Annotated in this window: 12 protein-coding genes; all 12 read left to right on the forward strand. The window is 53.5% G+C overall.

Annotated elements, in window-relative coordinates:
• Positions 1-63 precede the first annotated feature (63 nt).
• Entirely contained in the window at positions 64-2859 is a 2796-nt protein-coding gene (locus ACOZB4_RS13920; RefSeq protein WP_379406481.1) for a calcium-translocating P-type ATPase, SERCA-type, read from the forward strand.
• Between the two features lie 75 nt (positions 2860-2934).
• A complete protein-coding gene (gene dapF, locus ACOZB4_RS13925; RefSeq protein ID WP_379406585.1) occupies positions 2935-3771 on the forward strand; it encodes a diaminopimelate epimerase in 837 nt (278 codons plus the stop codon).
• Positions 3772-3953: 182 nt separating this feature from the next.
• A complete protein-coding gene (locus tag ACOZB4_RS13930; RefSeq protein WP_379406480.1) occupies positions 3954-5825 on the forward strand; it encodes a bifunctional homocysteine S-methyltransferase/methylenetetrahydrofolate reductase in 1872 nt (623 codons plus the stop codon).
• A gap of 38 nt (positions 5826-5863) precedes the next feature.
• Positions 5864-6751: a YicC/YloC family endoribonuclease gene (locus tag ACOZB4_RS13935; RefSeq protein WP_379406479.1), complete on the forward strand. Its 888-nt coding sequence runs from the start codon at positions 5864-5866 to the stop codon at positions 6749-6751.
• A gap of 53 nt (positions 6752-6804) precedes the next feature.
• Positions 6805-7065, forward strand: coding sequence for an extracellular matrix/biofilm regulator RemA (remA, locus tag ACOZB4_RS13940; RefSeq protein ID WP_006209218.1), 261 nt, complete (start codon positions 6805-6807; stop codon positions 7063-7065).
• Positions 7066-7078: 13 nt separating this feature from the next.
• On the forward strand, positions 7079-7651 hold the full coding sequence (gmk, locus tag ACOZB4_RS13945; protein ID WP_076320728.1) for a guanylate kinase: 573 nt from the start codon (positions 7079-7081) through the stop codon (positions 7649-7651).
• 58 nt (positions 7652-7709) lie between these two features.
• Positions 7710-7910, forward strand: coding sequence for a DNA-directed RNA polymerase subunit omega (gene rpoZ, locus ACOZB4_RS13950; protein ID WP_076320729.1), 201 nt, complete (start codon positions 7710-7712; stop codon positions 7908-7910).
• Positions 7911-8033: 123 nt separating this feature from the next.
• Complete coding sequence (coaBC, locus tag ACOZB4_RS13955; protein WP_379406478.1) at positions 8034-9287, forward strand: bifunctional phosphopantothenoylcysteine decarboxylase/phosphopantothenate--cysteine ligase CoaBC; 1254 nt, start codon at positions 8034-8036, stop codon at positions 9285-9287.
• Complete coding sequence (gene priA / locus ACOZB4_RS13960; protein WP_379406477.1) at positions 9287-11815, forward strand: primosomal protein N'; 2529 nt, start codon at positions 9287-9289, stop codon at positions 11813-11815. Before coaBC ends, priA begins: the two co-directional genes overlap by 1 nt.
• Positions 11816-11858: 43 nt before the next feature.
• Positions 11859-12353 (forward strand): peptide deformylase, encoded by a 495-nt coding sequence (gene def / locus ACOZB4_RS13965; protein ID WP_379406476.1) that lies wholly within the window; start codon positions 11859-11861, stop codon positions 12351-12353.
• Positions 12350-13291 carry a methionyl-tRNA formyltransferase gene (fmt, locus tag ACOZB4_RS13970; RefSeq protein ID WP_379406475.1) on the forward strand — a complete coding sequence of 314 codons (942 nt, stop codon included), beginning with the start codon at positions 12350-12352 and terminating at the stop codon, positions 13289-13291. The genes def and fmt overlap by 4 nt, the downstream gene beginning before the upstream one ends.
• Positions 13288-14670, forward strand: coding sequence for a 16S rRNA (cytosine(967)-C(5))-methyltransferase RsmB (rsmB, locus tag ACOZB4_RS13975; protein ID WP_379406474.1), 1383 nt, complete (start codon positions 13288-13290; stop codon positions 14668-14670). The genes fmt and rsmB overlap by 4 nt, the downstream gene beginning before the upstream one ends.
• The last annotated feature ends 115 nt before the right edge of the window (positions 14671-14785 follow it).

The following is a 14785-nucleotide window of genomic DNA, read 5'->3' on the forward strand; positions in this document are numbered from 1 at the left end:
TACGTAGAAAGGGTGGAAAAGCTGTCATCCGCCGGAGGAAAACAACCGGGAGGGAAAGGAAGCATGGAACAAAAGCAATGGCATCAAATGGATACGGATGAATTGCAGCAAGCGCTGCATATGCATCCGGAGCAGGGCCTCACGGAAGAGGAAACCGGGGAGAGACGAAAAAAAAGCGGCTATAATGAGCTCTCCGAGGGCGTTAAAATTTCTCCATTTGTTCTGTTTCTGAATCAATTTAAGGATTTCATGACGTTGGTGCTCCTTGGAGCCACCCTGGTATCGGGTCTGCTGGGTGAGTATCTGGATGCCGTAACGATTGTAGCCATCATCCTGATCAACGGGATTCTTGGTTTCGTTCAGGAATTCAAGGCGGAACGCTCGCTTCGGGCCTTGAAGCAGCTGTCCGCACCAATGTCCAGGGTCATTCGGGACGGTAAAGTGGTACAGGTTGCGGCCAGAGAACTCGTCCCTGGCGATGTCGTGCTCGTCGAGAGCGGAGACCGCATTCCGGCCGATGTTCGCTGGCTTGAGATCAACAGCTGCAGCGTCGAGGAATCGGCCTTGACCGGCGAGTCCCTGCCGGTGAACAAACATGCCGAGCCGATCCGCGATGCGGATGTTCCCCTGGGTGACCGGAAGAACATCGGGTTCATGGGCACGATGGTGGTCCGCGGTACGGCGAAGGGTGTTGTCATCCGAACCGGAATGGATACGGAGATGGGCAAAATCGCCGATTTGATCCAGAACACGGAATCCCAGGAGACGCCGCTGCAGCATCGACTGGAGCAGTTGGGCAAAATCCTGATAGCCGTTTCACTGGGGCTTACGATTCTGGTCGTCGTAGCAGGCATTCTGCATGGACAGCCTGCCGCAGGTATGTTCCTTGCAGGAGTCAGTCTTGCGGTTGCGGCCATCCCGGAAGGGCTTCCGGCCATCGTCACGATTGCGCTCGCCCTCGGCGTGCAGCGCATGATTAAGCGCAAAGCGATTGTACGCAAGCTGCCATCCGTGGAAACGCTGGGCTGTGCATCCGTAATCTGTTCGGACAAAACCGGGACACTCACGCAGAATAAAATGACCGTAACCCAAGTTTGGCTGGGAGGGCGCTCATTGGAAGTGACCGGGCACGGTTATGACCCGACGGGTCAGATCCTTCATAGAGGCAAACCGGTCGAGCTGCGGTCCGACCAGGGCCTGCGCAGATTATTGCAAATCAGCGGTCTGTGCAACAATGCCGAAATCTATGAGAACGTGCAGGAAGAAACGCGGAACAAGCGGAAGAGCAAGGAAGAGCCGACAGCTGCTGCCTGGGAATTAAAAGGGGACCCGACCGAAGGGGCGCTGTTGACGTTATCGTCCAAAATGGGATTGACAAAGGGAAGCCTGAACTCCATCTACCAGAGAGACAAAGAGTTTCCGTTTGATTCGGAGCGAAAGCTGATGTCCGTCATTGTCAGCCATCAGGGCGGACGCTTGCTCTGCACGAAAGGCGCGCCGGATGTGCTGCTAGATGCATGTGCTTATATTATGTGGGACGGAAATGTTGTTCCGCTTACCGCTACGCTCCGTCAGAAGGTGTTTGCCGCCAATGAAGGTATGGCCCTTGATGCGCTGCGCGTGCTTGGTTTGGCTTATCGGGATTTGCGTTCTTATGACAAGCCGGAAACGGAGCAAGAGGCCGAGAGCCAGCTTATCTTTGTCGGGCTGGCCGGGATGATCGATCCGCCGCGCCGTGAAGTGCGCGATGCGATTGCGACATGCCGACGCGCGGGCATCAAGACCGTCATGATTACGGGCGACCACCGGACGACGGCGGAAGCGATCGCCGCCCAGCTTGGCATCCTGCCAAGGAACGGCCTGTCGTTATCAGGCCAGGAGTTATCCGGGATGGATGACAAAGAGCTCGATGCGAGGGTGGATCAGACCTTTGTTTACGCCCGCGTATCCCCTGAGCATAAGCTCCGGATCGTAAAGTCGCTTCAACGTAAGGGGCATGTGGTTGCCATGACGGGGGACGGCGTGAACGATGCTCCGGCCATCAAAGCGGCGGATATCGGAATTGCCATGGGGATTACCGGGACAGACGTAACGAAGGAAGCGTCTTCGCTTGTGCTCAGTGATGATAATTTCTCCACAATTGTTTCAGCGATTGAGGAGGGGCGCAGCATCTATGAAAATATTCGCAAATTTATCCGCTATTTGCTGGCTTCTAATGTCGGCGAAATTCTGACGATGTTTTTCGCGATGATGATGGGTCTGCCGCTTCCGCTCGTTCCGATCCAGATTCTGTGGGTCAACCTCGTGACCGACGGACTGCCGGCTATGGCGCTCGGGGTGGATCAGCCGGAGAAGGATCTGATGGAGCACAAGCCGCGCGGAGCCAAGGAAAATATTTTTGCCAGACGTCTTGGTTGGAAAATCATCAGCCGCGGCATATTGATCGGCCTGTGTACACTTGGCGCATTTTGGATTACGCTGCGCATCGCGCCGAATGATCCGGGTCAGTTGGCCAAGGCACAGTCCGTTGCCTTTGCGACACTCGTCATGGCCCAACTGATCCATGTGTTTGACTGCCGCAGCTCGCGTTCGATTTTCCATCGCAATCCGCTTCAGAACAAAGCGCTGGTGCTTGCTGTGCTGTCCTCGGTATTGCTGATGCTTGGCGTCATGTACATCGAGGCGTTTCAGCCGATCTTTAAGACCGTTCCATTGAATTTGAAGGAATGGGCACTGACACTCGTGGCCGCCGGCATTCCTACCTTCCTGATGGGAGCGGGAAGCGTGTGGGGAGGCAGACGAAACCGCAACCGGAACCGCCGCAGCATGATGACGAAGAGTGCAAATATTTCGGCATAAATTGAATGGATAGCCCATCACCTCTGCGATATGCTAAGCACGAGCATAGCAATTGCAGAGGAGATGGGTTTTATGATGGAATTTACGAAAATGCATGGCCTTGGCAACGACTTCGTTGTCGTATACGGCGAGCAAGAACTTCCATCCCATGCATCCGAATGGGCCGTGAAGCTGTGCAATCGCTTTTTCGGCATCGGTGCAGACGGACTTGTATATATTTTGCCTTCCACAAAGGCTGACTTTATGATGCGCATCATGAACTCAGATGGTTCCGAAGCGGAACAATGCGGCAACGCCATTCGTTGTGTAGCGAAGTATGTGTATGATCACGGCCATATTGACCGAGAGGAGATTACCATTGAAACCATCGGCGCCGGGGTACAGCAAGTACGCCTTACGGTGCAGGATGGTCAAGTGAGCAGCGTGCGGGTCGATATGGGTGAACCGGTCCTGAATGGACTGAGCGTGCCTACGACGATCGATCTCCATCCGGTGGTGAATCATCCAATTGAAGTGGACGGCCAGGATTTCCGCTTCACCGCGGTGTCCATGGGCAATCCGCACTGCGTCATTTATGTGGACGATGCCATTAACTTCGATCTCGGTGAATGGGGACCTAAGCTTGAGGTACATCCGCTGTTCCCGAGAAAGATTAACGTGGAGTTTGCGACGGTGAATTCACGGGGCCAAGTGGACATGCGGGTATGGGAGCGTGGTGCAGGACCGACCTTGGCCTGCGGCACCGGCGCCTGCGCAACTTTGGTATCTTCGGTACTGAACGGATTGACAGACCATAGCGCAACGATCTCTCTTAAAGGCGGGGACTTGTTTATCGAGTGGAATGAGTCCGACAATCATGTGTACATGACAGGGCCAGCCGAGGTCGTGTACACAGGCACGATTGCCTTGTAGAGCATCCGCCAGCCGTTACAATCCTGCCCGCAAAAGTGAAAAAACAGTATGATCTAAAGTTTGTCCATTAGGGGTGGACACGTTAGGGAGGCCTTCTGAAGGCTTCCCTTTTGTCTCTTTATCTTTTGAGAGGTTTTATGATACATTAGTTGAAAATAAACGTCGGGTGGAGGAGAAACGCGATGAAACCGAATCTTCGGCAGGCATGGGAGAATCAGGTACTGGTCGGTGACGGCGCGATGGGTACTTATTTATATCAAAAAGGATTTCCTGTAGGCATATCATATGAAGAACTGAATTTAACCTCCCCGGAGGTCATCGGAAACGTTCATCGCCAGTATGCTGAGGCTGGTGCCCAGGTCATTGAGACGAACACGTTCTCTGCCAATTATGACAAGCTGTCCAAATACGGTTTGGAGGCGAAGGTAGGAGAGATTAACCGCGCAGGCGTGAGAATTGCGCGTGAAGCTGCCGGCGATAACGGATATGTAGTGGGTGCGGTAGGCTCCATTCGTGCAGGCAAAAGAAGCAACATTTCCACGAGCGAGCTCAAGCGTTACTTCGAAGAGCAGCTGTCGGTACTCATATCGGAAGGCGTTGACGGCATTCTGCTCGAAACGTTTTATGACGTGGACGAGATTCAATTGGCTTTGGCGCAGGCTCGGATGCTTAGCGATCTGCCGGTGATCTGCCAGTTTGCGGTAGAGGATATTGCCCGTACACTGGACGGCTTCACGATGCCGGATGCTTACCGCATCCTGAGTCAAGAAGGTGCGGACGTGATCGGCTTTAACTGCCGGACGGGTCCAAACGGTATCATGCGCGCACTTGAAACCCTGAACGGCATTATGAATCTTCCGGCTTCGGTCTACCCAAATGCGGGGATCGCTGATTATGTGGATGGGGAATACCTTTATGGTGCGAGTCCTGAGTATTTCGGCAAGACGGCTTTGGAGTTTGCGAAACGTGGTGCCCGGATTGTCGGCGGCTGCTGCGGAACGACACCGGAGCATATCGCCGAAATATCATCGGCGTTGTCCGATTACGTACCCGCGCCGCTTCCTGCCGTCGATGAGGCTGAAGTCAACCGGATCGTGATTCACGAGACAGCCCAAGAGCAATTTTACGAGCGCATCGGGGAGCCGACGATTGTCGATATCGTGAAGGAACGTCATACCGTTATCGTCGAGCTGGACCCTCCAAGGGATCTGGATATCACCAAGTTCATGAAGGGTGCGGAAGCTTTGAAAAAAGCGGGAGCCGATGCGCTGACCCTTGCAGATAACTCGCTGGCCGTAACCCGTATGAGCAACATGGCGCTCGGCCATCTAGTACAAGCACGCACGGGACTGCGGCCGCTGATCCACATCGCTTGCCGTGACCGAAACCTGATCGGCACGCAGTCGCACATGATGGGCTTTGATGCGCTTGGCATCGACCATGTGCTTGCGGTGACGGGGGATCCGGCACGCTTCGGGGATTTGCCGGATTCCAGCTCGGTGTACGACATGACCTCATTTGAAATCATCCGCATGATCAAACAGCTGAACGACGGCATTGCTTTTTCCGGAAAGCCGCTTAAGCAGAAGGCCAAATTCGTTGTCGGCGCAGCGTTCAATCCCAATGTAAGGCATCTGGACAAAGCGGTTGCCCGCTTGGAGAAGAAGATTGCGTCGGGTGCGGATTATGTGATGACACAGCCTGTGTACGATCCCGAGTTAATGGTTAGGCTGAGGGAAGCGACGGCACATCTGGATATTCCGATCTTTATCGGCATCATGCCGCTGGCAAGCGGAAGGAACGCGGAATACCTGCATAATGAGGTACCGGGCATTCAACTGTCGGACGAAGTCCGCAGCCGCATGGCCGGGCTTGAAGGTGAAGCGGGCCGGGCGATGGGTGTCAAGATCGGCAAGGAGCTGCTGGATGTTGCAACAGAGCATTTTAACGGCATATACTTAATGACGCCGTTTATGTTCTATGAAATGAGCGTACAATTAATGGAGTATGTCTGGGAGAAATCGGGCCGTCGATTGACCCCCTTGTTTCATTAATAATTATCAATTACAATAGTGTAATGGATGTGATTCCGATGTCATTGAGCATGACCGGATATGGGCAATCCGTTGTCGATTTTCAAGGTTACAGTATCTCTTTCGAAGTGAAGTCAGTCAATCATCGGTATTGTGAAATCGTCTTTCGCATGCCCCGTGAGTGGGCTTGCTTCCAGGATTCACTTCGACGGGCGGTACAGAGCCGAATTGGACGCGGGCGGATTGATGTTTATATTAACAAGGAAAACAACGGCGAGTCCCAGGGTGCTGTGCTGAACCACGCCATGGTTCAGGCGTATTTACAGGCAGCCGAGGATTTGAAGTCATATGGAATCAAGGGAGATCTGGCGGTGCGGGATATTTTGTCGCTGCCAGATGTTCTTGTTAGTCCGAGCGGACTTCCCATGGATGAAGCGCAGCAGAAGTTATGGAATGATGCGCTTCTTCAAGGTCTTGAACAAGCGCTGGAGGGTCTGATTCAGATGCGCAGCAGGGAAGGTTCTTTTCTCGTGAAGGATATCGGGCAGAGGTTAGACCGATTGCAGCTGCTTCACCGAGAGATGACCGAGATTGCTCCTGAAGTTCCGGAAGAGTACCGGAAGCGTCTGCGGCAGCGCATAGAATCTCTTGATGACGGGTCGCTTGCTGTTGATGAACATATATTCGGAATGGAAGTTGCCCTGTTTGCTGAACGTTCTAATGTGGACGAGGAGTTGATTCGACTTAACAGTCATTTGGAACAATGCAGAGAGCTGCTTCATCAGAAAAGCCCTGTAGGCCGTAAACTGGATTTTCTGATTCAAGAAACGAACAGAGAAGTCAATACGATTGGATCGAAAGCCAATCATCTGACTCTGGTAAACCGTGTTGTCGAAATGAAAGCGGAACTGGAGAAGATTCGTGAACAAGCCGCTAATGTGGAATGACCGCAGCTTCATCGGCAAGTAAGAGTCAAATGTATAGGGGGAGCAACCGCACAATGGCAATCAAACTTATTAATATTGGCTTCGGAAATATCGTATCGGCCAATCGGATCATCTCTATCGTGAGTCCTGAATCGGCTCCGATCAAGAGGATCATTCAAGAAGCACGGGACCGTCATATGCTGATTGATGCTACATATGGCCGAAGGACACGAGCTGTTATCATTACGGATAGCGACCACGTGATTTTATCGGCTGTGCAGCCAGAAACGGTGGCTCACCGTCTGTCCAGCAAAGATGACGACAACGACGAATAAGATGAGGAGTACTATGTCTAGAGGATTATTGATTGTATTGTCCGGTCCTTCCGGGGTGGGAAAAGGAACCGTCTGTACGGCACTTCGCAGCCTGGTTCCAGAGCTGGTGTATTCGGTGTCGGCTACGACACGTTCACCGCGGCTCGGCGAGGTACATGGTGTGAACTATTTTTTCAAAAGTCGGGAACAATTCATGGATATGATTGAGAACGACCAGCTTCTCGAATATGCGGAATACGTCGGGAACTATTATGGAACCCCGCGTGATTTTGTGGAAGAAACTTTAGCCTCCGGCAAGGATATTATACTGGAGATCGAAGTGCAGGGTGCGCTGAAGGTCAAGGAGAAGTTTCCAGAAGGTATCTTTGTGTTTCTGATGCCGCCGTCGCTGGATGAACTGAAAGATCGGATCCAGGGACGTGGGACAGAGAGTCAAGCTACCATCGACCACCGCATGTCCGTAGCGGTTGACGAAATCAATTTACTGCAGCATTATGATTATGCGGTAGTGAACGATGAAATCAATCTCGCTTGTGAGAGAATACAATCTATCATTATTGCCGAACATTGTAAGGTGAGAAAGTAACCTGTCTTTTCATAGACGGCGTTAACTTTCAAGTAAAAGAAGAAGAGGTGCTTCGACCGTGTTATATCCATCCATTGATGAAATGATGAATAAAGTAGACAGTAAATATTCTCTTGTGGTTGCGGCTTCCCGCCGTGCACGCCAATTGCGTGAAGGCGGAGTCAGCGAGTTGAAGAATCCGAAATCCCATAAGTTTGTCGGTGTCGCTCTGGAAGAAATCTATGGCGATTACGTGAAAATCGAGCGGGGACAGGACTAAGACCTTTTTTCAATATTTGAATATCATGCGTTAGCGCGCGAAAATGTGACAACCGAAAGGTTGTTATTTTTTTGAGAAGATATGAGAATATAGCCTTTACACTATGGAAAGCGGGGGATTGTCATGTTGAACGGAAAAGTCATTGTGCTTGGCGTTACAGGTGGCATTGCCGCGTATAAAGCAGCGACTTTATGCAGCAGGCTTGTCCAGAGGGGAGCGGATGTGCATGTCATTATGACGGAATCCGCGAAGCAGTTCATTCCGGAATTAACGCTTCAAACGCTGACTAAAAACCCGGTTTATAGCGATACCTTTGATGAACGGGACCCATCGGTCGTCTCGCATATCCATTTGGCTGATTTGGCCGATCTGGTATTGATCGCTCCGGCCACAGCCAATGTCATCGGCAAGATGGCACATGGCCTGGCGGATGACATGCTGACCACGACGCTGCTTGCGACCACGGCTCCTGTCATGATCTCACCGGCAATGAACGTGCATATGTACACGCACCCGGCCGTCATGGCGAATATGGAGACGCTGGTCTCCCGCGGGGTATCCATGATTGAACCCGGAGAAGGGCTTCTGGCTTGCGGATATGTCGGTAAGGGACGGATGGAAGAGCCCGATACGATTGTTGACGTGGTTGACCGGTTTTTCCAAGATCGTGCCGCACAACCTGTGGCGTTGAATGAGGAAATGGCGAGCAGCTCGACAGGCATATTGCATGGTAAAAAGGTAGTTGTCACGGCCGGCGGCACGATCGAACGCATTGATCCGGTCCGGTATATAACGAATGATTCTTCCGGAAAAATGGGGTTTGCGATCGCGAAAGTGGCCAAGCAGCTGGGAGCGGATGTTCACCTCATTGCCGCTCATACCGATGAAGCTCCGCCAGAGGGAATCAAGACGGAAAAGGTGGAATCGGCTCAAGATATGTACGATGCGGTACAACGCGTGTTCGATCATAGCGATATCGTGGTCAAGGCAGCAGCGGTTGCCGATTATCGCCCTGCTGAGGTAGCGACATCAAAGATCAAAAAGCGCGGGGAGACGATGACGCTGGATCTTGTCAAGACAACGGACATTCTGGAGAGCCTGGGACGCCAAAAAACCACCCAGTTCTTAATCGGATTTGCCGCTGAGACCGATACGGTGGAGCAGTTTGCAAGAGAAAAGCTAAAACGCAAAAATTGCGATCTGATCGTTGCTAACGATGTTACACAGGAAGGAGCAGGCTTCCGCACGGATACGAACAGCGTTCATATCTTTGATGCAGAAGGGCTGGTCCTGCAGCTTCCCGTGATGTCCAAGGAGGAAGTGGCCCAGAGGCTGTTAACGCTGGCGGCTGATCGGTTGTCCGGGAGGTCATCCTGATGGAAATGGCCCGAGTGATTGTGGACGTGCCGTCCAAGGATACGGACCGGCCTTTTGATTATTTAATCCCTGAGGAGCTCCGCCCTTGGGTCGAGGTAGGCAGCCGGGTCGGCGTGCCGTTCGGGCATCGTACGCTTCAGGGGTTTGTGGTCTCTCTGCATCCCCGGCCCGAGATGGATACGGCGAAAATGAAGCCGATTCAGGAAGTGCTCGATGTGATGCCGCCGCTTTCGCCTGAACTGATTGAGCTTGGAGAATGGATGAAGGAGCGGTACGCATGCCGCTATATATCGGTTCTGCAGTCGATGCTGCCAACGGCGCTGAAAGGGAAGGCTGAGCGGTACATTTCCATTGGCGATTCAGACACGTCTCCGACGGATGAAACCGACGGATTATTTGCGCTCCTGCCCGAGAGTGAGTCGGAACAGGAGATCATCCGCTTTGTCAGTCAGAGAGGCGAGGTTTCGCTCCAGCAGTTAACGCGGGCATTTCCGGATGGGGCTGCCATCATCAAAGCACTGATTGGCCGTGGACGGCTGAGTGAATATCAGCAAATCAAGGATAAACTGCAGAAAAAAACGGTTAAAGCGGTAGAGCTTGCCGTATCGAGCGAGGAAGCGCATCTGGCGCTTGCCTCATTTCCGGCCAAGGCCCAGCGCCAGAAGGAAGTGCTCCAGTATATTTTGGAAATGGAAGCATTTCTGCCGATATCGCAGAAGGATCTGCTACAGGCGCTGGGCGTCACCGCAGGCACCGTGAAGGCGCTGGCGGACAAAGGGCTGATTACCCTTGAGGATATCGAAGTGTTCCGTGACCCCTATCGGGGGCGGCATTTTACGCCTAGCACCCCATTAGCGCTCACACCGGAGCAGCAAGCGGTGTACCGCAGCATCGTGCACAAGCTGGATGAACGCAAGCATGGCGTGTTTCTTCTCCACGGGGTAACAGGCAGCGGCAAGACCGAAATCTACCTGCAAACGATTCAGCGATGCCTCGAACAGGAGCGCCAGGCGATTGTGCTGGTGCCTGAAATATCGCTGACACCCCAAATGGTGGAACGATTCAAAGCCCGTTTTGGCGATCGCGTAGCTGTCATGCACAGCCGGCTTTCAGATGGGGAGCGTTACGATGAATGGCGGAAAATAAGGGAAGGCCGGGCGTCCGTTGTCGTGGGCGCACGATCGGCAGTGTTTGCGCCGTTTGACCGTCTGGGCTTGATCATTATGGATGAAGAGCATGAAGGTTCCTATAAGCAGGAAGAGACGCCGAAGTACCATGCCAGGGATGTTGCGATTCACCGTGCCCAGCTGACCGGTGCAGCCGTCATTTTGGGTTCGGCAACGCCTTCGCTGGAGAGTTACCATGCGGCGAGATCGCAAGCTCAGGATGATTTTGCGCCTCATCTGCTGGAGATGCCGAGCCGTGCGCTGGGCAACAAGCTGCCTGAGGTCCAGGTCGTGGATATGCGAGAGGAGCTGCGAGAAGGAAATCGCTCGATGTTTAGCCGCTCCCTGCATGCCGCGATTTCGGCAAGGCTGGAACGCGGGGAACAGACGGTACTGCTGCTGAATCGGCGGGGCTACTCTACGTTTGTCATGTGCCGGAGCTGCGGATATGTGGCAGGCTGTCCGGAATGCGACATATCGCTAACCTATCATCAGAAATCGAATAATTTGCGCTGCCATTATTGCGGTTATGCCGCACAAGCGCCGGAGGTTTGCCCGGATTGCGGAAGTGAACATATACGCTATTTCGGTACGGGAACGCAACGTGTCGAGGAAGAATTGGCCAAGCTGTTTCCCGGCATTCGCGTCATTCGGATGGACGTGGATACCACGACCGAGAAGGGTTCCCATGAGAAGCTGCTGAAGCAGTTTCGGGATAAAAAAGGGGACGTGCTGCTAGGTACCCAGATGGTCGCCAAAGGCCTGGATTTCCCCGATGTCACCTTGGTCGGTGTCATTACAGCCGATTCGGCGCTGAACCTGCCCGATTTCCGGGCGGCCGAGAAGACGTTTCAACTGCTGACGCAGGTTGCCGGAAGAGCAGGACGCCATCATCTGCCGGGTGAAGTGGTTATCCAATCCTATACACCCGAGCATTATTCGATTATTCATGCAAGCAGCCATGATTATTTATCCTTTGTCAAGGACGAGCTGAAGCACCGCAAAGCGCTCCATTATCCGCCGTATTGCAGGCTGATCCTGGTGACGCTGTCGCATGAACAGCTGCCGCTGCTGGTAAGAATGGCGGAGAATTTTGCCGCGACCATCAAAAGCGAATCCGACCGCCGGGGATGGTTTGGGAGTCTGGACCGATTCGACGCTAGCGCGCTCGATATATTGGGCCCGGTAGCCTCCCCTATTCCGCGGTTGAAAAATAGATACAGATTTCAATGTATGATAAAATGGCGGGGAACGATGGATGCTGTCTCGCTGGTACGTTCGGTTGCCGAGAAGCTTCAGGATTCGGCGCGGGACAGCAAGCTCCAGATCAGTATTGACGTAGATCCGCAAATGTTAATGTAATTCAGCATATAATGATGAAAAGCACAAGGATGGTGTCATAGACATGGCGATTCGTATTATCGTTAAAGAACCGGATGAGGTTCTTCATAAAAAGGCAAAGGAAATTACCAAAATTACGCCGAACGTTCAAAAGCTCCTGGACGATATGGCCGATACCATGTACGATGCGGAAGGCGTTGGATTAGCTGCGCCGCAGGTCGGCATTCTGAAGCGTCTGATCGTGATCGATGCCGGTGACGAGCACGGTTTGATCAAGATGATCAATCCGGAGATCGTGGAGAGCGAAGGCGAGCAATTCGGACCGGAGGGCTGCCTGAGCATTCCGGGATGGAACGGGGATGTGCGCCGTGCGGAGAAAGTGACGGTTAAGGGGCTTGATCGTGAAGGCAAAGAGCTTATCATTACGGGAACTGGGCTGCTTGCGAGAGCGTTTCAGCATGAAATCGATCATCTGAACGGGGTGCTGTTTACGGAAATCGCTGATCGGGTGTATGAGTATGTTCCGGAACAGCCGAGAAAAGAGCTGGAGAATCGATGAATATTGTATTTATGGGCACCCCGGCCTTTGCAGTACCCAGCCTGGAAATGTTGATTGCCGAAGGTTATTCCATAGCTGCCGTCGTTACGCAGCCTGACCGTCCGCAAGGGCGTAAAAAAGTGCTAACCCCAACACCGGTTAAGGAAGCCGCTCTTCGTCACGGCATCCCGGTTCTGCAGCCTCAGCGGCTGCGGAATCCGGAAGCCGTGGCCGAGCTTGCCCGATATAAGCCTGATTTGATCGTCACGGCCGCCTATGGCCAAATCCTGCCGAAATCAGTGCTGGATATGCCGTCACTCGGCTGTCTTAATGTCCACGGCTCGCTGCTCCCCGCCTATCGGGGAGGAGCTCCGATTCAGCGCAGCATCATCAACGGAGAATCCGTAACAGGCATCACCCTGATGTATATGGCTGAGGGGCTCGACACGGGGGACATGATCGCACGGACCGAGGTTCCCATTGAAGATGACGATACGGCCGGAACGATGTTCGAGAAGCTGAGCCAAGCCGGTGCGGAGCTGCTCCTGCGGGAGCTGCCGCGGCTCGTGAAGGGCAAGGTGGAGGCCGAGCCCCAGGATGAAACGAAGGCAACGTATGCTCCGAACCTGACCCGGGATGACGAAAGAATCGACTGGACTCGCACTTCCCGCGAAATCTATAATCAAATTCGCGGTCTGGTTCCTTTCTCCGGTGGATTTACGCTGTGGAACGGGGAAGTGTTCAAAGTATGGGCAGCGGCCAAGCCGGACAGCGCTCAGAAGCCATCTGGCGATGCACAGCCCGGAACCGTGCTGGAGCTGCATGAGAAGGGGATCGTCGTGAAAACAGGCGACGGCGCGCTGACGCTGCTTACGGTTCAGCCCAGCGGCAAGAAGGCAATGGATGCAGCGCAATTCGTGCGCGGGACGAGCCTGACGGCCGGGACGGTGCTGACGTGAGCGGAAACCGCAGCCCGAAGGGGCGTCAGGACTCCCCGAGAGAGCTGGCGATGAATGTATTAACACAGGTTGAGCAGGAGGGGGCGTACAGCAATCTTCTGCTCAACACCGCCTTGCAGAAGTCCTCGCTTGCGAAGAGCGACGCCGGACTTGCTACAGAGCTGATCTATGGCACGATCTCGCGACTGAACACGCTCGATTATTTTTTGGACAAGTTTGTCAATAAAGGGGTACAGAAGCTGCAGCCGTGGGTAAGGGCACTGCTTCGCATCAGTCTGTATCAGGTCGTATATCTGGATCGGATTCCGGATCACGCGGTTGTCAGCGAAGCCGTTAATCTGGCGAAGCGCCGCGGGCATCAAGGGATTTCCGGTATGGTGAACGGGGTGCTTCGGAATATTTTGCGTCAGAAGGAAAGCTTGGCGATCCCTGAGAATATGCCGGCGGCCCAGCGCATTTCTCTGCTGCATTCCCATCCGCAGTGGCTGGTGGAGCGCTGGATATCCCAGTACGGGATCGAGACGACAGAGGCAATCTGTGCCGCGAACAATGAACCGCCGGCTGTCAGCGTTAGGGTGAACACCACGATGATCAGCCGGGAGGACATGCTGGCATTAATGAGCAGCCACGGCCTCGATGCCACCCCTTCGTCGCTTAGCCCCTATGGGATTGTCGTAAAAGGAGCGGGCAATATGGCCTTGACCGATTGGTATCGGGACGGGATGATCTCGATCCAGGATGAAAGCTCCATGCTGGTCGCCGAGGCTGTCAAGCCAGAGGCGGGAATGCGGGTGCTGGATTGCTGCGCAGCCCCGGGCGGGAAAAGTGCCCACATGGGCGAGCTGATGAAGGATGAAGGCAGCATTGTTGCCAACGACATCCATGCCCATAAAGGCAAGCTGATATCGGATCAGGCCAGCCGTTTGGGACTGGACAGCATTTCGATCGTGACTGGTGACGCGCTGGATTTGGTTGACCGCTTCGAGCCTGCGTCTTTTGACCGAATTTTGCTGGATGCTCCATGCTCGGGCCTTGGCGTAATCCGTCGCAAGCCTGATCTGAAGTGGGGCAAGTCACAGGAGGACATACATGAAATTGCGGCGCTTCAGCTAAGGCTGCTGGAGTCGGTCTCGACCTTGCTTCGTCCCGGAGGACTCTTGGTGTACAGCACGTGTACGATTGAGCCGCTGGAGAATGAAGGCGTTGTATCTGCTTTTCTGGAAGGCCATTCCGAGTTTGACATCCCGAAAGACGGTCTTGGAGCCTTAAGCCGGCTGGAAGAGAAATCGCTTCAGCGTGGAGGCGGGATTCAAATTCTGCCCCAGCACTATCACAGTGACGGCTTTTACATTGCAAGACTCGGCAGACGCCGCTCTTAGGGTGTCCGCCGCCATGACTATAGTCGTATCCCGCCAATGCCGGCGGGTTTTCCTCTTTTACCGTCTCTTTTATTTATGTTAGAATAGGAAGAATGAAAAAAGAGATGCATATGAA

It is taken from the genome of Paenibacillus sp. NPDC058898, assembly GCF_049316025.1.
GTDB lineage: Bacteria > Bacillota > Bacilli > Paenibacillales > Paenibacillaceae > Paenibacillus_AQ.

Coding starts and splice junctions, on each gene's coding strand:
- ACOZB4_RS13935 (WP_379406479.1), top strand. CDS start 5,864: ATGTCATTGAGCATGACCGGATATGGGCAATCCGTTGTCGATTTTCAA.
- fmt (WP_379406475.1), top strand. CDS start 12,350: ATGAATATTGTATTTATGGGCACCCCGGCCTTTGCAGTACCCAGCCTG.
- dapF (WP_379406585.1), top strand. CDS start 2,935: ATGGAATTTACGAAAATGCATGGCCTTGGCAACGACTTCGTTGTCGTA.
- priA (WP_379406477.1), top strand. CDS start 9,287: ATGGAAATGGCCCGAGTGATTGTGGACGTGCCGTCCAAGGATACGGAC.
- ACOZB4_RS13930 (WP_379406480.1), top strand. CDS start 3,954: ATGAAACCGAATCTTCGGCAGGCATGGGAGAATCAGGTACTGGTCGGT.
- gmk (WP_076320728.1), top strand. CDS start 7,079: ATGTCTAGAGGATTATTGATTGTATTGTCCGGTCCTTCCGGGGTGGGA.
- remA (WP_006209218.1), top strand. CDS start 6,805: ATGGCAATCAAACTTATTAATATTGGCTTCGGAAATATCGTATCGGCC.
- ACOZB4_RS13920 (WP_379406481.1), top strand. CDS start 64: ATGGAACAAAAGCAATGGCATCAAATGGATACGGATGAATTGCAGCAA.
- coaBC (WP_379406478.1), top strand. CDS start 8,034: ATGTTGAACGGAAAAGTCATTGTGCTTGGCGTTACAGGTGGCATTGCC.
- def (WP_379406476.1), top strand. CDS start 11,859: ATGGCGATTCGTATTATCGTTAAAGAACCGGATGAGGTTCTTCATAAA.